7 protein-coding genes and 9 pseudogenes are annotated in these 19482 nt (G+C 73.7%); 14 read left to right on the top strand and 2 right to left on the bottom strand.

Annotated elements, in window-relative coordinates; translation table 11 throughout:
• From FF86_RS56385 to FF86_RS56365, 7 genes and pseudogenes are all read left to right on the top strand, one after another.
• Nucleotides 1–5627: pseudogene (locus FF86_RS56385) on the top strand (amino acid adenylation domain-containing protein); the annotation flags it as partial.
• Between the two features lies 1 nt (nucleotide 5628).
• A pseudogene (locus FF86_RS56380) lies at nucleotides 5629–5695 on the top strand (hypothetical protein); the annotation flags it as partial.
• Between the two features lies 1 nt (nucleotide 5696).
• The coding region (locus FF86_RS56375) for a condensation domain-containing protein (RefSeq protein ID WP_242419405.1) at nucleotides 5697–8714 on the top strand (3018 nt) is incomplete at its 5' end.
• Between the two features lie 59 nt (nucleotides 8715–8773).
• Nucleotides 8774–9925 (top strand): YqcI/YcgG family protein, encoded by a 1152-nt coding sequence (locus FF86_RS23885; RefSeq protein ID WP_044887088.1) that lies wholly within the window; start codon nucleotides 8774–8776, stop codon nucleotides 9923–9925.
• Between the two features lie 16 nt (nucleotides 9926–9941).
• Nucleotides 9942–10741: pseudogene (locus tag FF86_RS68030) on the top strand (AMP-binding protein); the annotation flags it as partial.
• A 1-nt stretch (nucleotide 10742) separates the two neighbouring features.
• On the top strand, nucleotides 10743–11774 hold a 1032-nt coding region (locus tag FF86_RS56370), incomplete at its 5' end, for an AMP-binding protein (RefSeq protein WP_242419404.1).
• Nucleotides 11775–12373: 599 nt separating this feature from the next.
• A pseudogene (locus FF86_RS56365) lies at nucleotides 12374–13273 on the top strand (peptide synthetase); the annotation flags it as partial.
• A gap of 42 nt (nucleotides 13274–13315) precedes the next feature.
• Here the strand turns inward: FF86_RS56365 and FF86_RS23870 are convergent.
• Nucleotides 13316–14893, bottom strand: coding sequence for an MDR family MFS transporter (locus FF86_RS23870; RefSeq protein ID WP_044887098.1), 1578 nt, complete (start codon nucleotides 14891–14893; stop codon nucleotides 13316–13318).
• Between the two features lie 223 nt (nucleotides 14894–15116).
• Here FF86_RS23870 and FF86_RS23865 point away from each other — a divergent pair, with 223 nt between their 5' ends.
• The 5 genes and pseudogenes from FF86_RS23865 to FF86_RS56345 all read left to right on the top strand — a co-directional run.
• Nucleotides 15117–15704 (top strand): MarR family winged helix-turn-helix transcriptional regulator, encoded by a 588-nt coding sequence (locus FF86_RS23865; RefSeq protein WP_236706202.1) that lies wholly within the window; start codon nucleotides 15117–15119, stop codon nucleotides 15702–15704.
• Nucleotides 15705–16229: 525 nt separating this feature from the next.
• Nucleotides 16230–16806 (top strand): annotated as a pseudogene (locus tag FF86_RS56360) (cbb3-type cytochrome c oxidase subunit I); the annotation flags it as partial.
• Between the two features lies 1 nt (nucleotide 16807).
• Nucleotides 16808–17373, top strand: a pseudogene (locus tag FF86_RS56355) (cbb3-type cytochrome c oxidase subunit I); the annotation flags it as partial.
• Nucleotide 17374: 1 nt separating this feature from the next.
• Nucleotides 17375–17462: pseudogene (locus FF86_RS56350) on the top strand (hypothetical protein); the annotation flags it as partial.
• Between the two features lies 1 nt (nucleotide 17463).
• A partial coding sequence (locus FF86_RS56345) for a cbb3-type cytochrome c oxidase subunit I (RefSeq protein ID WP_242419403.1) occupies nucleotides 17464–17948 on the top strand: 485 nt, incomplete at its 5' end.
• 125 nt (nucleotides 17949–18073) lie between these two features.
• On the opposite strand, the pseudogene FF86_RS68025 reads toward FF86_RS56345, so the two are convergent.
• Nucleotides 18074–18571, bottom strand: a pseudogene (locus FF86_RS68025) (DNA glycosylase AlkZ-like family protein); the annotation flags it as partial.
• A 588-nt stretch (nucleotides 18572–19159) separates the two neighbouring features.
• Between FF86_RS68025 and FF86_RS68020 the strand changes: the two are divergent.
• Nucleotides 19160–19323 (top strand): annotated as a pseudogene (locus tag FF86_RS68020) (hypothetical protein); the annotation flags it as partial.
• Nucleotide 19324: 1 nt separating this feature from the next.
• Nucleotides 19325–19482, top strand: a 158-nt coding sequence (locus FF86_RS56340) for a sigma factor (RefSeq protein ID WP_304438182.1), incomplete at both ends; no start/stop codon positions are given.

Here is a 19482-nt window from a genome sequence, read left to right as displayed (position 1 = left end):
CCGACAGCCCGACCCCGACCGTCGGGCGGCCGATCCGCAACACCGCGGTCCACGTGCTCGACCGCTGGCTGCGCCCGGTCCCGGACGGCGTGGCCGGCGAGCTGTACATCTCCGGCGACGGCCTCGCCCGCGGCTACCTCGACCAGCCCGGCCTGACCGCGACCCGCTTCGTGGCCGACCCGGCCCGGCCGGGCGGGCGGATGTACCGCACCGGGGACCTGGTGACCCGCCGGCCCGACGACGGCAACCTCGACTTCCTCGGCCGCACCGACGACCAGGTCAAGATCCGCGGCCACCGGATCGAGCTCGGCGAGGTCACCGCCGCCCTCGACGGGCACGAGGCGGTCAGCCAGTCCGCCGTCATCGCGGCGGCGGACCCGGTGACGCCGGGCGCGAAGCGGCTCGTCGCCTACGTCGTGCCGGCGGGACCCTCGGCCGCCGAGGTGGCGGCCATCGAGGACGAGCAGGTCGGCGAGTGGCGACAGCTCTACAGCGACGAGTACGAGCGGATCCCCACCGCCGTGACCGTCGAGGACTTCGCCGGGTGGGACTCCAGCTACGACGGGCAGCCGATCCCGCTGGCGGACATGCGCGAGTGGCGGGCGGCCACCGTCGACCGGATCCGGGCGCTCGCGCCCCGGCGGGTGCTGGAGATCGGCCTCGGCACCGGCCTGCTGCTCGGCCCGCTCGCGCCGGAGTGCGAGGCGTACTGGGGAACGGACTTCGCCGCCCCCGTCATCGCGAAGCTGCGCGCGGAGATCGCCGCCGACCCCGCCCGTTTCGGCCGGGTCGAACTGCGCCAGCAGCCGGCCCACCGCACTGACGGGCTGCCCACCGGCTACTTCGACACGATCATCATCAACTCGGTCATCCAGTACTTCCCGAGCGCCGACTACCTGCGCACGGTGCTGCTCGGCGCGCTCGACCTGCTGGCCCCGGGTGGATCGCTGCTCGTCGGCGACGTCCGTGACCTGGGCCGGCTGCGCGCGTTCCACGCCGCGCTCGAGCTCGCCCGCTCCGGCGCCGGCGCGGATCCGGCCCGGCTCGCGGCGGCCGTCGACCGGCGCCTGCTGCTGGAGAAGGAGCTCGTCGTCGCGCCCGCGTTCTTCCACGCGCTGGCCGCCGACGCCGGCGCCGAGGCGTGCGTGCGGGTCAAGCGTGGCCGCCACCGCAACGAACTCACCCGGCACCGCTACGACGTCGTGCTGCGCCGCGCGGCGGCGGACCGCCCGACCCCGACCGGCGCCGGCGCCGACCTCCGCCTGAGCTGGGGGGCAGATGTAGGCGGCCTCGACGGGCTCGCCGCGATCATCGGCGCCCGCCGGCCGGCCCGGGTGACCCTGACCGCCGTCCCCGACGCCCGCATCGCCGCCGAACTCGCCGCGAGCAGAGCCGTCGACCTGGCCGCGAGCTCAGCCGTCGAACTTGCCGCGGTCGCGGCCAGCGGCTCGGCCGGCGAGGCCGAGGCGGGGGGCGGCACCGTCGAGCCCGAGGACGTCTACGCGCTGGCCGACACCCTCGGCTACGAAGCGGCGCTCGCGGCGCGGCCAGACGACCCCGGGCTGCTCGACGCCGTGCTCGTGCGCGGCTCGGGGGCCGCGGCCCTGCCCGTCGGCGTCCCCGGCGCCCGTGACGTCCGCCCGGACGACCGGGCGGCGCCCACGAACGACCCGACGGCCGCCCGGGCCGCCGGGGCGCTGGTTGCACGCCTGCGCACCGATCTTGCGGCGGTGCTGCCCGACTACCTGGTGCCGGCGGCGTTCGTGCCGCTGCCGGCGATCCCCCGCAACGCCAACGGCAAGCTTGACGTGGCCGCCCTGCCGCCGGCCGAGCCGGTGGCGGCGAGCTCCGGCCGGGCACCGGCCACGGAGCTCGAGCGCACCCTGGCCGAGCTGTTCGCCGACGTTCTCGGTCTGCCCGAGGCCGGGGCGGAGGACGACTTCTTCGCCCTGGGCGGCCATTCCCTGCTCGCGACCCGCGTGGTCAGCCGGGCCCGGGGGGCGCTCGAGGTCGACCTGGCCATCCGCGACCTGTTCGAGGCACCGACGGTGGAGGCGCTGGCGGCCCGACTGGCCGACCGCGTCGCCGCCGCGTCCACCGCCGCGCCGACCGCGGGGCGCCCGGCGCTGGTCGCGGGCCAGCGACCCGAACGGATCCCGCTCTCCCCGGCGCAGCGTCGGCTGTGGCTCGTCGAGGCGTTGTCCGGCGGGAACGACGCCTACAACTACCCGATCGTTCTGCGCGTCGGCGCCCGCCTCGACGTCGACGCGCTGCGCGCCGCCGTCACCGACCTGCTCGGGCGGCACGAGGCCCTGCGGACGGTCGTCGTCGCCGCCGTCGACGGCCAGCCCTACCAGCGGATCCTCGACCCCGCGGCCGCGACCCCCGCCGTCGACGTCGTCGAGTGTGCCCCGGGCGAGGTGACCGGCCGGATCACCCGGCTGGCCGCCCACCCGTTCGACCTGGCCGCCGAGGCGCCGCTGCGGCTGACCGTGCTGCGCGGCCCCGACGACGACGTTCTGGTCGTCGTCCTGCACCACATCGCGACCGACGAGTGGTCGGACCGGCCGTTCCTGCTCGACCTGGACGCGGCCTACGCCGCCCGACGGGCCGGGCGCGCGCCCGCGTGGGCGCCGTTGCCGGTGCAGTACGCCGACTACACGCTCTGGCAGCGGGCCCTGCTCGGCGACCCGGCCGACGAGGGCGGCATGGCCGCCCGCCAGCGCGCCTTCTGGCTGGACGCCCTGCGGGGACTGCCGGAGGAGATCGCGCTGCCGCTGGACCGGCCGCGCCCGGCCGTCCGCGACGGCGCCTCGGGGCGGGCGGTCCGGGTCCTGCCCGAAGCGGTCGCGACCGGGCTGCGGGCGCTGTGCGCGGCGACCGGGACTTCCATGTCGATGCTCGCCCACGCGGCCCTCGCGGCCCTGCTGCACCGGCTGGGCTCCGGCGACGACATCCCGATCGGCGTGCCGATCTCCGGGCGGACCGACGCCGCGCTGGAGGGGCTGGTCGGCTTCCTGGTCAACACGCTGGTGATCCGGTCCGACCTGGGCGGCGACCCGAGCTTCCGGGAGCTGCTGGGCCGGACCCGCGGGACGGACCTGGCCGCCTTCGACCACCAGGACCTCCCCTTCGAGGACGTGGTCGCGGCGATCAATCCACGCCGGACGCCGGGCGTCAACCCGCTGTTCCAGGTGATGGCCGGCTACCACCACCTGGCCGGCGACGACCGGGAGCTGTTCGGCGGCCCGGTGACCTGGATCGACCCCGAGGTCGGGGCGGCCAAGTTCGACCTGGACGTGACGTTCGTCGACCGGGCCGCGCGGGGCGAGATCACCGTGCTGGTCGACTTCGCCACCGACGTCATCGAGCCGGCCGGCGGTGCCCGGCTGGCCGACCGGCTGCTCCGCCTGCTGGCCGGGATCGTCCGCGACCCCGACGGACCGGTGAGCCGGCTGGAGATCTCCGACGCCGAGGAGCGGGCGGCCGCCCTGCGCGCGGCCGCCGGCCCGCGGCGAGCGCTGTCGGCGCCGGGGACGACCGTGCCCGACCTGCTCGCCCGGGCCGTGGCCGCGCATCCCGACCGGACCGCGCTGGTCACCGCCGGCGGCCGGACGACCTTCGCCGAGCTCGCGGGGGAGGTGGACCGGATCGCGGGCCGCCTGTCCCGGCTGGGCGGCGACCCGGAGGCGGTGGTGGCGCTCGCCCTGCCCCGGGCGCTGATGGTGCCGGCGATCTTCGGTGTGCTGGCGGCGGGCGCGAGCTACCTGCCGATCGACGTCGAGCAGCCGGTCGACCGGCTCGCGTTCCTGCTGGCCGACGCGGCCCCGACCGCCGTCCTCACCACCCGGGCCTTCGCCGGCCGGCTGCCGGCCGTCCCCGCCCCCGTCCTGCCCCTCGGCGATCCGGCGTTCGGCGATCCGGTGTTCGGTGACCCGGACCTGGGCGGTCGGGCCGAGCGGGCCGCCGCGCGGCCCGACCCGGCCGGTGCGGCCAGCGTGATCTACACCTCGGGGTCGACCGGCGTTCCGAAGGCGGTCGTCGGCACCCACCGGGGCCTGGTCAACCTGTTCGCCTCGCACGCGGTCGACCTCATCGCGCCGGCCGAGCGCGCCGCCGGCCCCGACCGGGATCCGCAGCGGGTCCTGCACGCGGCCTCGTTCAGCTTCGACGGATCGTGGGAGCCGTTGCTGTGGCTGCTGGCCGGACACGAGGTCCACGTCGTCGACGAGCGGATCGCCCGGGACGCGGCCGCGCTCGTCGAGTACGTCGAGCGGGCCCGCATCGACGTGCTCGACCTGACTCCGACCTACCTCCAGGAGCTGCTGAGCCAGGGGTTCCTGCGCCCCGACGGCCACCGGCCGGGCGTGCTGCTGGTCGGTGGCGAGGCCACCCCGGCGCCGCTGTGGGAGCGGCTGCGCGCGATCCCCGGGATGGTGGCGCACGACCTGTACGGGCCCACCGAGTACTCGGTCGACGCCTACGGCTGGCACAGCACCGGGACCGGCACCGACCCGTCGGCCGCCGCCGCGAGCGCGGACCCGGGCTGGGCCGCGCCGATCGCCAACACCCGGGCCTACCTGCTGGACGCCGCGCTGGCGCCGGTCCCGGACGGGGTGGCCGGCGAGCTGTACCTGTCCGGTCCCGGGCTGGCCCGGGGCTACCTCGGCCGCCTCGGCCTGACCGCCGGCCGGTTCGTGGCCGACCCGTTCGGGGCGCCGGGGGAGCGGATGTACCGCACCGGCGACCTCGCCCGCCGCCGGTCCGACGGCGCACTCACCTTCCTCGGGCGCGCGGACGACCAGATCAAGCTGCGCGGCTTCCGGGTCGAGCTCGGCGAGATCGAACGGGCCCTGGCGGCGGCACCCGGCGTCGGCACGGCCGCGGTCGTCTTCCGCCCGGACGCCCCGCCCGCGCTCCAGCTCGTCGCCTACCTGGTGCCCGATCCGGCAGCCGGGGCCGGGGTCGGGAGCGGAGCCGGGGCTGGGGTCGGGCCGGAGCCGGTCGAGTCGGCCCGGGCCCACGTGGCCCGGGTGCTGCCGGCGTACATGGTCCCGCAGGCGTTCGTCGCGCTGGACGGGCTGCCCCGCACGGTGAACGGCAAGCTGGACCGGGCGGCGCTGCCCGAGCCGGCCGCCCCGGCGCCGGTTGCCGGCCGGCGCCCCCGCGACGCCCGGGAGGAGCTGCTCGGCGAGCGGTTCGCGGCCGTGCTCGGCCTCGACCGGGTCGGCCTCGACGACGACTTCTTCGCCCTCGGCGGCCATTCCCTGCTCGTCATGCGGCTGTGCGCGGCCATCCGGTCGGCGTTCGGCGTGGAGATCACGCCGCGGACGGTCTTCGAGGATCCGACGGTGGCCCGGCTCGCCCGGCGGATGGACTCCGCCGGCACGGCCCGCGCGGCGGTCCGCCGTCGGCGGCGTCCGCAGCACCCGCCGCTGTCGTACGCGCAGCGGCGCCTGTGGGTGGTCGGGCAGGTGGAGGGACCCAGCCCGACCTACAACATTCCCATCACCTGGCGCCTGGTCGGGCCGCTGGACGTGGCCGCCCTGCGCGCCGCGGTGCACGACGTGGTGGTCCGGCACGAGGCGCTGCGGACCATGTTCCCGACCGTCGACGGCGAGCCGGTGNAGCGCATCCTCGACCCGACCGAGGTGACGATTCCGTTCGAGGTGGTCGAGTGGGCGTCCGCGGCCGGNGGTGCCCGGCCCGAACCGCAACCGCAACCGGAACCGGGCGGGCAGGAGCTGGCGGACCTGCTGGTCGAGGCGGCGGCCTACCCGTTCGACCTCGAACGCGAGCCACCGATGCGGGTGCGCGTCGTCCGGTGCTCGCCGCAGCTGCACCTCGCGCAGTTCCTGATCCACCACATCGCGGCCGACGAGGGGTCCGACGCTCCGCTGGCCCGCGACCTGTCGGTCGCCTACCGGGCGCGCCTCGCTGGCGGTGCACCGCAGTGGGCGCCGCTGCCCGTCCAGTACGTCGACTACACGCTGTGGCAGCGGGAGCTGCTCGGCGACGAGTCCGACCCGTCCTCGCCGGCCGCCAGATCGCGGGAGTTCTGGCGGCGGGCGTTGGCCGGCCTGCCCGCCGAACTGGCGTTGCCGACCGACCGGCCGCGGCCGGTCGAGCCGAGCCACACCGGCGGGATCGTCGAGACGTCGATCGATGCCGGGGCGCTCGCCGCGCTGCGCGCCGTCGGGCGGGCGCACAACGTCAGCATGTTCATGGTGCTGCGGGCCGCCGTCGCGACGCTGCTGCACCGACTGGGCGCCGGGGAGGATGTTCCCCTCGGCAGCCCGGTCGCCGGCCGGGTCGACGAGACCGTCGACGACCTCGTCGGCTTCTTCCTCAACACGCTGGTCCTGCGGACCGACCTGTCGGGTGACCCGTCGTTCGGCGAGCTGCTGGGGCGGGTCCGCGACAGCGACCTCGCCGCCTTCGACCATCAGGACCTGCCGTTCGACCGGGTGGTGGACGCGGTCAACCCGCCGCGGCTGCTGGCCCGCCATCCGCTGTTCCAGGTCATGGTCGTGTACCTGACGGCGTCCGACGCCGTCGACGAGCTGGACCTCGACGCGGTCAGTGGCCGTCTCGAACCGGTGCGACGGACCAGCGCCAAGTTCGACCTGTCCTTCGACTTCATCGAACGGGCCGGGGCCGACGGCGGCCTGACCATCGGCGTCGCCTACAGCGACGACCTGTTCGACCGTTCCAGCGCCAGCCGGCTCGCCGAGCGGCTGCGGGACGTGCTCGCCGCGGTCACCGCCGACCCGTCGGCACCGCTGCGCGCGTTGGCGCTGAGCTGGCCGGCCACCTTCGCGGCCCCGGCGGGTGCCGACCGCGTGCCGCCGGCCCCGGCGTTGCCCGCCGGCGACGAGGAAGGGGCCCCGGCCGGGCGCGATCCCGCGAACGACATCGAGGCGGCCCTGGTCGCCGCGTTCGCGACGGTGCTCGGGGTCGAGGCGGTCGGCGTCGACGACGACTTCTTCGCCCTCGGCGGCGACAGCATCGTCGCCATGCGGCTGGTCACCCGGATCCGGGCCGCCGGCCTCACCGTGACCCCGCGGCTGCTGTTCGGCCACCGCACGCCCGAGACGCTCGCCACCGTCGTCACGCGCCGAGCGCCCGCTTCGGCTCCGGCGCCGTCCGCCGCCACCGCCGTCGCGGGGACGGCGCACACGTCCGACAGCGCCGTGGCCGAGGCGGGCACCGGGCCGGCCGCTGTGCTCCTCGTCCCGCCGACCCCGGCCCTGCAGGCGGCGCGCGGCCGCGGAGCGTCGTTCGCCTCCTTCTCCTCGCCGGTGCTGCTGCGCACCCCGGCCGGGCTGGACCTGTCCACGCTGCGCGCGGCGATCACGGCGGTCGTGGACCAGCACGACGTGCTGCGGGCTCGGCTCGTCCGCTCGGACGCCGCCGGCCCTGTCCCGCCCGGTGCGGCGACGGTGGGCGCGGACGGCGGACCTGCCTGGTCGCTGGCGATCGCGCCGCGCGGCAGTGTCGACGTCGGTCCCTGGCTCCGCCGGATCGACGCCGTCGACCTCGCCGCGGCCGACGGCTTCGACAGCGGGCGCGGGCTGGGGCTGATCTCGGGGCTCGCGGCGGCGGCCAACGCCGAACTCGATCCGGACAACGGGCAGGCCATCCGCTGCGTCTGGCTGGACGCGGGCGACGCACGACCGGGCCGGCTACTGCTGATCATTCACCACGCGCTGATCGACGGCGTCTCCTGGCCGATCGTGCTGGCGGATCTCCGCGCCGCGGCGGCCGCGCTCGGGGCGGGTGGGCGGCCCCAGCTCGCCCCTGTTCCGGTGTCCTACGCGCAGTGGGCGCGTCGTCTCGACCAGGCGGCGCGCACGGCCGAGGCGGAGGCCCGGCTGCCGTTCTGGGTGGACCTGCACGACCGGGCCACGCCCGTGGCCTGGACAGCGGCTTCGGCCGGGTCGGGCCAGGTCGGCCAGCCGCAGGCGATCACCGTGAGTCTGCCGCCGGAACGGGCGGCCGCCCTGCTGTCGACGGTCCCCGCCGCGTTCGGTATCGGCGTGGGCGAGCTTCTGCTCGCGGCGCTGTCCCTGGCCGTGGCCGACCAGACCCGACCCGGCGAGGGCGGCGCGGCGGGGATGGTCGTCGCCGTGCAGGCCCACGGCCGGCAGGAGCAGATCGTCGACCAGCAGGACCTGTCCCGGACGGTCGGCTGGATGGCCGAGATCTTCCCGTTCCTGCTCGAGCGGACCGCCGACGACGGCGCCGCCTTCGGTGAGTTCGCCGTGGACGCCGCCGTGGCACGGGTGCGCGCGCTCCTGGCCCAGCTCCCCGACGGCGGAACCGACTACAGCATGCTGCGCTTCCTCAACCCGCGGACCGCGCCGCACCTGTCGGCCGCTCCCACACCGACGATCTACCTGAACTACGTGGGTCGGCTGAGCCGAGGCGAGGTGGCGGACTGGTCCGTCGCCGCCGAGGACGAGGCGCTCTTCGCCGACTGGAACGCCGACTCACCCGATCCGTTCCCGTTGAGCCTGATCGTGCGAGTCGTCGACGGCCCGGACGGCCCCGAGTTGAGCGCGCGCTGGAGCAGCGGCCCGGATGGGCCGGGCGCGGTAGTGGTGGGCAACCTCGCGGCCGCGTGGCTGCGGGCGCTCGCCGCGCTCGCCGCCCGCGCCGCACACCCGGGGGCAGCGAAACACCCGGCAGTCGCTTCGGCCGGCCGCACCTGAGTCCACCCCACGACCGCGGGTCGGGATCGGCCCGCGGCTGAGCAAAGAGAGAAACGACAGTGCGAGACACGCCGAAACCCAGTGGGCGCAGTGCGACCGGCGCGACCGGCGCGACCGGCGCGGTCCGCGAGGAGATCCTGGACCTGGCCATCGGCCCGATGCCGGGCTGGGGCGCCGCCTGCGCGCGGGACATCATGGCGACGCTGAGGTCCGACACCGAGCCCTTTCCCTGCGTCTTCGCGGTGGGCGCGGCCCACAAGGGCGGGCTGCGGTTCGGTTTCGTCGAGGACCTGCGCGACGCGCGGACCTGGTCCGTCCTGCCGGACATCCTGGCCACGTATCTGTCGGTCTACCAGTCGATATCGCGCGACACCTCGCTGGTCGTGTTCTTCGGATCCGGCGGCGGGACGGCGAGGCAGGAGACCGACGACGTCCTGTCCTACGAACAGCGGTTCTGGTCGATCCTGAGCTACCTGCACGACAGCGACGGCGAACCCTGGCCGTCGGACATCCCGACCGACACCGACGATCCCGGCTGGGAGTTCAGCTTCCGCGGCACCCCCATCTTCGTCGTCTGCAACACGCCGGCGCACCGGCGACTGCGCAGCCGCAGCAGCCCGGTCTTCACCATCACCTTCCAGCCTCGTTGGGTCTTCGCCGGGCTGGAGCCGACCAGTCCGCGGGGCGCGGCCGCACGGAAGGTCATTCGCGAGCGCCTCGCCCGGATGGACGAGGTGGATTCGACGCCGTTGCTGGGCTCCTACGGCGACCCGGCCAACCGGGAATGGAAGCAGTATTTCCTGCGCGACGACGCCTCGGTCGCCGAGTCCTGCCCGTTCCACGCCGGGGCCGGCCGCCAACCGGCCGGAACACCCGCCGGGCAGGCGGGGCCGTCGCTGACCGAGTCGGGCGCGACGGGTCCGTTCAAGGTGGTCGTCAACCAGGAACAGCAGTTCTCGGTGTGGCCGCACGGGCGGCCCAACGCGCTCGGCTGGTTCGACACCTCCGTCACGGGAACCCGGCAGCACTGCCTGGACAGCATCGAGCTGACCTGGACCGATATGCGGCCACGCAGCCTGCGACGGCGGATGTCGGGACGCGGCGGCGACTCGTCCGGCGGTGCCGCGCGGGTGCGCACCGGCCGGTACGGCACCGTCGGCGGCCCGAATCCGGCGCCGGGCCGCGGGCCGGTCGCCACGAGTTCCGTCTGATCGGAGGGGACGAACCATGGTCACGAGCCGGCCTTCCAGCCCCCCGTCGGTTCCATCGGGCGACGTCGCCGGGGGCCGGACCGACCTCGCCCAGCGGGGAACGGATGCGGACGCCTTCGCCAGCGGGCGGGTGGACCCGCTCGTCGGGCGCTCGCTCACCGCCCTGGTGGCGGACGCGACCCGCCGGACGCCGGACGCGACCGCCGTCGTCGACCTGGCCGACCGGGCGGCGCAGGGAGCCGTCACCCTCACCTACCTCGACCTCGAACGACGGGCCGAGGCCCTCGCCGCGTCGCTGCGCGCGGTCGGCGTCGGCCCGGAGGTGACCGTCGGCGTGTGCCTGCCACGCTCGGCCGCCCAGGTGGTGGCCCTGCTCGGGGTGCTGCGGGCCGGCGGCGCGTTCGTGCCGCTGGACGTCTCCTGGCCGGCGCGGCGCATCAGCGCGGTGGCCGACGAGGCCCGGATCTCCGCGGTGGTGGCCGGGACGGCCGGCGCCCCGCCGGAGCTGTCGGCCGGCGCCGGCTTCGTGCCGCTGCTCCGGCTGGACCCCGCCGGCCGGCTCGCCACCGCCGGCACGTCCGCCAGGCCCGTCCCGGGCGACGCCCCGAGCTCCCTCGCGGACCCGAGCTCCGCCGGGGACCCGCACGCGGCCGGGGATTCGTACTCGACCGTGGACATGGAGAACCTCGCCTATGTCATCTACACCTCCGGCTCGACCGGGACGCCCAAGGGCGTGATGATCCGCCATCAGGCGATCTGCAACCGGCTGCACTGGCAGGTCGACCTGCTGGGCCTCACCGGCGACGACACCGTCCTNCACAAGGCGCCGCTGAGCATCGACATCTCGATCAACGAGGTCTTCCTGCCGCTGGTCGCCGGCGCACGCATCGTGATCGCGCCGCCGGGGGCCGAGACGGATCCGGGCACGTTGCTCGCGATCGTGCACGCGCATGCGGTGACGTTCTGCTACGTCGGGCCGGCCACGCTCGGGGCGATGCTCGAACGTCCGGACGCCGAGGAGGCGGGACGGTCGCTGCGGCACGTCTGGTGCGGGGGCGAGGTCCTGCGCGACGAGGCCTACCGGCGCTTCCGGGAGCGGTGGCGGGCCCGGCTCTACCACGGCTACGGCCCGGCCGAGGCGACGATCGGCGTGTCCTGCCGGGTGTTCGACCCGGATCAGGCCACCGCCCGCGTGTCGATCGGCCGGCCGAACCCGAACACCCAGATCCGGGTTCTGGACGCCGACTACAACCCGGTGCCCCTCGGCGCGGCCGGCGAGCTGTTCATCAGCGGGTTGCCGCTGGCCCGGGGCTACCTCAACGACCCGCGGCGCACCGCCGACCAGTTCGTGCCCGACCCGTTCAGCTCGGTCCCGGGCAGCCGGATGTACGCCACCGGGGACCTGGGCCGGTTCCGGACCGACGGGGAGATCGAGTTCCTCGGCCGGGCCGACAACCAGGTGAAGTTCCGCGGCTTCCGGGTGGAGCTGGAGGAGATCGAGAACGTCCTGTGCGGCCAGCCCGGCATCCGCCACGCCGCCGTCGTCGTCGTCCCCGGCGAGGCGGGCGACGGCGAGGCGGGCGACGACGAGCTGCGGGCGTACTGCGTGCGCGCGGGGACGGGCGGCCCGCCGAACCTGCGCGCCGTCCTGGCCGGGCAGCTTCCCGCGCACATGGTCCCGGACACCTTCGTCGACGTCGCCGAGCTGCCGCTGACCGCGGCCGGCAAGATCGACCGGCGCGCCCTCGCCGCGCCCGCCCCGCCGCCGCAGCCACCGCAGGAACAGCAGCCACCGCAGGAACAGCAGCCGCAGCCCACGACGATTCCCGCTGGAGGAGGAACCCGATGACTTCTGACCAGGCCACGACGCTGGCCGGGTTCGACGAACTGGCCCGCCGGGTGGAGGCCGCCCAGGATGGTCCGGACGCGCACGCGCTGGTGCGCGCGTTCGCGGCGAACCCCGCCTTCCGCCCGGCCGAGTGGGAGGAGCTGACCACCGAGGACGACCCGTACCGCCGCCCGGTCCGGCCCGCCGACCTGGCCTGGCTGAACTACGGCACCGCCCTGGGACCGGACGACACGCTCGGGCTCTCGGGCCTGCTCGGGCACCGGATGCTGCGCAACATCTACGACGCGGACCTGCTGTACCTGCCGCCGAACCGGAACGCGGCGGCCGATCGTGACGGCGCGGACTTCTACGGCGCGGCGAACCGGCTACGCGCCGCGCTCGCCCAGCCGGTCCTCGAACGTCACCTGTTCTCGTTCCTGGCACCCCAACGCCCGTCCCTGTCGGGCGGTCCGTCGGTCGACGGGGTGCTGGGCGAGCTGCGCGGCTACTGGGAGGAGCGCCGGGACCATCCGGGGGACGCGTTCGCGGTGCTGCGCGGCACCCGCGACCGCCGCGAGGCGACGACGTTCGCGCTGTTGCAGCTCTCGGCGTTCCTGCCNGCGGCACGCACGGCGACCGCCCGCGCGTCGCTCGGCGAGTACGACCCGGCCCACGCGGTCGCCCGGGAACTGCTGGTCGAGGACTACCGGCGCTGGGTGGCGGACTCGTCCGCGTGGACGGCGCTGCTCGCCGCGGCCGAGCTCACCCCGACGGTCGGGGCGTACTGGCAGCTGTACCTGAACACCTCGTTGGCCCGCGGCAACCATCTGCACCTGCTGTCCCGCTCGCCGTACCGGCACGCCGAACTGCTCGGCGCGTTCGTGCACCAGTGCATCGACGACGCGGTCGTCGCCACCGCCTGGGCGGACGCGATCGAGGACGGCCTCGGCGAGCGGCCGGCCCTGTTCACCGCGCGACCGTCGGCGGCCACCCCGGCCACCCCGGCCACCCCGGCCACCCCGGCCACCCCGGACGGCCTGGACGGCCTGGACGGCCTGGACAGGCTGGTCGACACGCTGCTCACCCCGCTGCTCGCGCTGTCCGGGGACGCGGCCCTGATCGCCTTCCACGCCGGCTTCACCGACGCCGCCGAGCTCGCCCGCCGGTGGGACCGCGACCTCGCGGACCAGTTGGCCTGGGCGGACGCGATCGAGGAGTACAAGGCGAAGGCGCGGGCCATCGACGCCTACCTCACGACCGAGGGGATCGAGGTCGACCTGGACACGTTCGTCGAGTCGTGCGACGAGACGTCGACGACGCACGTCCACGACGAGCACCGACTGGTCATGATCGAGTCGGGTGACATGCACTTCTGGAACAATGTCACTCACAAGATCGCACTGAGTGACGGCGACAAGATTCTCATTCCCAAGTCGCGGCTCCACGGATCCACGGTGCTGTCCGGTTCGTGCACCTACCACCAGCCGATCATCCCGGACGACATGTACCTGACGTTCTGATCGCGCGCCAGTCGGGCGCTCGGGGCGCTACCCGCCGGTGGGCTACTCCACCCCGGCTGGTTCGGGCCGCGGGATCTGCGGCTGGCGGTTGGCGGGGCCGTCCGCCGCGGGGTCAGCGGGGCGGCCGGGGAGGAAGAGGCTGGCGACGAAGCCGACGGCGGTCAGCGCGATGATCCACCAGTACGTCGTGCCGAACGCCTCGGCGACCTTGTCGGCGACCGAGCCGGGAAGCTGCACCCCCGCCGATTCGGCGAGGGCGCCTTCGCCACCACCGACGCCCGGCAGCCGGCTGGCGATGGCGTGCTGCAGCTCGACGGCGACCAGCGCGGTGGCCAGCGACCCGCCGACCCGCTGCAGGATGTTCAGGGTCGTGGTCGCGCGCGGCACCGCCGCCGGCTCGAGCGTCGCGTAGGCGGCGGTCATCGCGGGCATCATCGCCGCTCCGAAGCCCAGCCCGCGGACGAACAGCGACAGGGCCAGCAGCGCCTCGTTGGTGTGCGCGTCGACCTGGGTGAACGGGAGCGTGCCGAGCAGGGCGAGCGCCATGCCCAGCGGGACGACCGACCGGGCGCCGCGGCGGTCGACGACCCGTCCCGCGATCGTCATGGCGATCATGGCGCCCAGTCCCTGCGGTGCCATGAGCAGTCCGGCGTCGCTGGCGCTCTGTCCGCGCGCGATCTGGTAGTACAGCGGCAGCAGGAACATCGCGCCGAACAGCATCGCGCCGATCGCGAAGGTCGTGAGGCCCGCCATGCTGAACGTCCGGTCACGGAAGAGCCGCAGGTCGAGCAGGGCGCCGTCGCGGCGCAGGGCGTACCCGACGAAGCCGGCCAGCAACGCCAGGCCGAGGCCGATGCTGACCTCCACCTTCGCGGCCCCGAAGCCGCCGCCGTTGCCTGCCTCGGACAGGCCGTAGACGAGCGCCGCCAGCCCCGGCGAGATCAGCGCCAGGCCGGGTAGATCGAGGCGGTGGTGCGCCGAGCCGCGGTCGTCGCGGGGCAGCACGCGCCAGGACAGGAACAGGGCGAGCACGCCGATCGGCACGTTCACGTAGAAGATCCAGCGCCAGCTGAGATGGTCGACGATCAGACCGCCGACGACCGGGCCGAGGACCGGCGCGATGAGCGTCGGGACGCCGATGATGCTCATGACCCGGCCCATCCGTCGCGGGCCCGCGGCCTGGGCGAGCACGGTCATGCAGATCGGCATGATCATGCCTCCGCCGAGTCCCTGCAGGATCCGGAAGGCGATCAACGCCTCCGCTGACCAGGCGACCCCGCACAGGGCGCTGCCGGCGACGAACAGCGCCAGGGAGATGTTCCACATCCTCGTCGCACCGAACCGCTCGACCGACCAGCCGGCCAGCGGGATCACGACGGCCAGCGCGAGCAGATAGCCGGTGCTCACCCAGGAGATCGTCGACAGTGACGTGTGGAACTCGTTGCCGAGCGCGTGGATGGCGACCGAGACGATCGTCGTGTCGAGGATCACCATGATCGCGCCGAGCATCACCGTGACGGACAGCCGGATCAGTGCCGGGTCGAGCCTGTCGTCCGACCCGGGCCCGGGCCCGGGCGCGGCGGTTGCGGGCGGCGGGGCCGCGTTGGGTTGGTCGGGCACATTGATCTCCGTGGTGAAGGTGGCGGGCGCTGGGGACGGTCGGTCGAGTTCGGACCTGTCCGCTCGACTTCGGAGCCGATCGGGCAGGAACCCGGGACGTCGCCCCGTCGGCGACCGGACGGGACAGAGCTTGTCGCCGCCCAGCATCGGGCGTTCGTTGAGTGGTGTCAAATATATGATTGGGACCACGATATGGGCGGCGGCGTGCCGCTACGATTGAGGGGTGATCGAGGACGCTCAGGAGGCCGCCGGAAAGGTGGCTGCCCAGGGCGCGGCCACGCGCGGGGTGACGGCTGGCGGGGCGGCGGCGGGCGGAGTGACTGCGGACGGAGTGACGGACGGCGAGACGACGGCTCGCGAAGCGTGGCGCGCCATCCTGGCGTTGATGTTCAGTGGCGAGGCGCCCGGCCGGATGCACGCGGTCTGCCAGGCATTCGATCTCACGCCGGCCGCTTTCAAGATTCTTATGGTGCTGTCAAGCGGGCCGCGTCCGATGCGCGAGCTCGTCGAATCCTTCCGCTACGACCCGAGCTATCTGACCAGCGTCGTCGACCTGCTCGAGCGCCGCGGCGTCGCCCGGCGTGAGCCGCATCCGACCGACCGGCGGGCCAAGACGGTCGCGATGACCGAGGAGGGCCGACGCATTCTCGCCCACGCCCAGGAGCTGCTGTCCGTTCCCCCGGCGTCGGTGCAGATGCTCTCGCCGGACGAGCAGCAGCAGCTGCTGCGCCTGCTCATGCGCATCGTCGACGCGGAGCCCGCCATTCCCGCCGCGATGCGTCCACGCCCCGTCGCCTTCCCAGCCGACTGATCGCCACGCCCGGCCAGGCAGTCCGCGGCGGAGGGGCGGGCCACCCGTTCGGGNGGGGNTCAAGAAATTCGGGGGTTCGGCCTGTCAACCGGCCATCACGGCTGCTCTGATCGTCTGCGGGTGTCGTCCCGGGCGGCGTGACGGCACTCGCCGGTCGGTCTGCGGCAAGGAACGTGCTGGTGGCGGGCCATGGGCCGACCCGAAACAGGGGTGGAGGGCGCTTCCGGCAATGGCGGNCCGGCCGGACATAGGACGTTGTGCGCCCGGCCCGGGTGCCGGAGTTCCCCCGAATGCGGGCCGTCAGACAGGGTCGTGGCAACCAGCGCGTGGATAACGTGACCAGCGCCGGCAGGTTTCTGGAGCCGGTGCGCCGAGCCGCGCGGCCCGGGGCCGTCTATCCGTCGGGCCCGTCCCCGCCGACGGTAACGACACATTCATTGTGGGCTGCCCGGCGGCGGTCGTGACACCCGTCGCCGGGACCGCGCGCGCCACCGCCGGCAGCGGCAACACGATCGGGAGTGGAATGTGACACTCGTGCACGATACGCCGGCCGGGCATTCGGACCCGCCGGTGGACGAGGCCCCGCCCAGGGTCGTGAGGAGCTTGTTGCAGTACCTGCGGACGACGTCTCACAAGGACATCGCCGTGATGTACTTCATCGTCTCGCTGCTGTTCTTCGCGTTCGCCGGAGTCCTGGCGATGTTCATGCGGGCCGAGCTCACCCGGCCGGGCCTGCAGTACATCTCGAACGAGCAGTACAACCAGTTGTTCACGATGCACGGCACGCTGATGCTGCTGATGTTCGCCACGCCGATCGCGTTCGCGTTCGCGAACTACCTGGTCCCGCTGCAGATCGGCTCGCCGGACGTGGCTTTTCCACGCCTGAACGCGTTGTCGTTCTGGTTCTGGCTGTTCGGCAGCCTGACGGTCACCGCCGGTTTTCTCACGCCGAACGGTGCCGCCTCCTTCGGCTGGTTCGCCTATGCGCCGCTGTCGAACACCGCCTACTCGCCGGGTGTCGGCAGTGACCTGTGGGTGGTGGGCCTGACCGTCTCCGGTCTGGGCACCATCCTGGGCGCGGTCAACTTCATCACGACGATCCNGTGCCTGCGGGCGCCCGGCATGACGATGTTCCGGCTGCCGATCTTCTGCTGGAACCTGCTGGTGACCTCGATCCTGGTGCTGGTCGCCTTCCCGGTGCTCGCGGCCGCGTTGCTCGCCCTGGAGGCCGACCGCCGGTTCGGCTCGCACATCTTCGACGCGAGCAACGGTGGCGCCATCCTCTGGCAGCACCTGTTCTGGTTCTTCGGGCATCCCGAGGTGTACATCATCGCCCTGCCTTTCTTCGGGATGATCACGGAGATCATTCCGGTGTTCTCCCGCAAGCCGCTGTTCGGCTACAAGGGGCTGGTCTACGCGACCATCGGCATCGGGGCGCTGGCGATCGCCGTGTGGGCGCACCACATGTATGTCACCGGTGCGGCGCTGCTGCCGTTCTTCGCCTTCCTGACGTTCCTCATCGCGGTGCCGACCGGGGTCAAGTTCTTCAACTGGATCGGCACGATGTGGCGCGGACAGATCAGCTTCGAGGCGCCGATGCTGTTCGCCGTCGGCTTCCTGATGACGTTCCTGTTCGGTGGTCTTACCGGTGTCCTGCTGGCCAGCCCGCNGATCGACTTCCACGTCTCGGACAGCTACTTCGTCGTCGGCCACTTCCACTACGTCGTCGCCGGGCTGCTGTTCGCCGGCTTCGGCGGGNTGTACTTCTGGTTCCCGAAGGTCACCGGCCGGATGATGAACGAGCGGCTCGCGAAGATTCATTTCTGGACGATGTTCGTCGGCTTCCACACGACCTTCCTGGTGGATCACTGGCTCGGCGTCCGGGGTATGCCGCGCCGCTACGCCGACTACAGCCCGGCCGACGGCTTCACCACGCTGAACACCATCGCCACCGCGGGCAGCTTTGTGCTTGCGCTGTCGACGCTGCCGTTCCTGTACAACCTGTGGTCGTCGTACCGGAAGGGTCCGATCGTGACGGTGGACGACCCGTGGGGCTACGGCAACTCGCTGGAGTGGGCGACGTCCTGCCCGCCGCCGCGGCACAACTTCAAGACGCTGCCGCGGATCCGTTCCGAGCGGCCCGCCTTCGACCTGCACTACCCGGAGGTCGTCGGCCTCGTCGACTACCACGCGACGCCGGAGCTCGGCGGCGCGCACACGCAGCTCCCACGGCGCAAGGAATAAGAACGCGGCACCCGCGTGCACGTGAACCGCCCCGGACTCCTGAGAATCCGGGGCGGTTTCGGTTTCAAATGCGGCCCAGCTCGGTGCGGCTCAGCTCGGTGGAGCCCAGCAGCGAGCCGGCGGTGTCAGTCGTCGAGCTCGACGCCGACGAGCCGGATCTGGCGGAACGCGGCGAGCCGCTCGGCCTGGTCGGTGATCGACGCGCGCAGCGCCGGCGTGACCGACCGCCACGGGGTGACCAGGAGCCGCAGCTTCGCGCCCGACGCGCGGGGGCGCCACAGGCCGGCGATCTCGCCGTCCACGAGCACGGCGCCGGGGCGGCCGAGCAGTCGAAGCGCGCGGGCACCGAGGCGGCGCGGGTGAACCCCGGGACGGGCTGCAGGACCGGGGGAGACGTGCCGGCCGCCAGCTCCAGGCGGCACGCAGCGCGGCCAGCCGGAACGGCTGCTCGTACAGGTGGGTGGCCCGGCAGGGCCGGCAGGGGCGCAGGTACGGCTCGTCCATCATCTCCGCCAGCCGGCCCGACACCTCGCCTTCCGTTTTCCGGCGTCCGCCTCGGAGAAGGGCTCGACGGCCGCGGCAACGGCGGGCAGATCGCCGCGGCGGTAGATGTGCGGTGCCCCGGTTGCACGTCGGTACCCACAAGATCTTCGGCTGAGGTGTGCCCGGGTCTCTTCACCGCGAGTCGCTCACCGGCGGATCCCGGATGGCGCCTCCGGCGGTTCCGCGGAACCGCCCCGCGGCGGTTCGGCCGGCTCTGGACNAGCGTTGGCGTGGGCGTCCGGGCCGCCGCCCTGTGGGCTCGCCTGCCACTGCAGATCCCGATGATCCGTGCTGTTCTGCCCGCCTCCCCCCGCGCTACATAACGGCCGGCCGCGAGCAAGGTTCTGGTCCTGACCATCTCCACTCTGACCTGACCATCTCCACGCTCTCGACAGCGCGCAGGCGCTCGCCCGCGCACGCCTCACACAGCCAGGCCGCCGGCGCCGCGTGGCGGAGCGGTGGTCCTGGCACGCGCGGGTGTAACCCTCCCGCCTATCTGTACGGGTGAGGCGATAGATCGGCGACGATGGCGAGCTGTGAGGCGGTGGCGACCGGTGGCGGGTGGTCGGGTGTGGATCCGACGACGCACCCTGACGGAAGAGGAGGCGGTCGGAGGCGCCGGTGGTGATGACGGCTCCGGGGGCCGTGACGGCTCCAGAGGTGGCGGCCTGGGCGGCGACGGTGGTCGAGCCGGCGTCGGCGTCGGGGTGTTCGGGCGTCCCGATCCGCCGCGGTTGCGGGTGGTGTCCGATGACGTCTATCCGGGCTGGGAGGAGATCTATCGCGACAACGTGGAGCGGGTGTACAGGATCATGTTTGCGAAGGTGGGGAANCGTCCGGACGCCGAGGACCTGACGGCCGAGGTGTTCATGGCGGCGCTGCGTCCCCTGCGGGTGTCGGCTAGCGTCGGTGAGGTGCGGGCGTACCTGGTCGCGACGGCCCGCACGGTGCTTGCCGCGCACTGGCGGCGCACCCTGGGAGTCGCCGTCAC

Source organism: Frankia sp. CpI1-P (assembly GCF_001421075.1).
GTDB classification, from domain to species: Bacteria; Actinomycetota; Actinomycetes; order Frankiales; family Frankiaceae; genus Frankia; species Frankia torreyi.
Note: the sequence above shows the minus strand (reverse complement) of the source record. Positions and strands in the feature narration are given on the sequence as shown.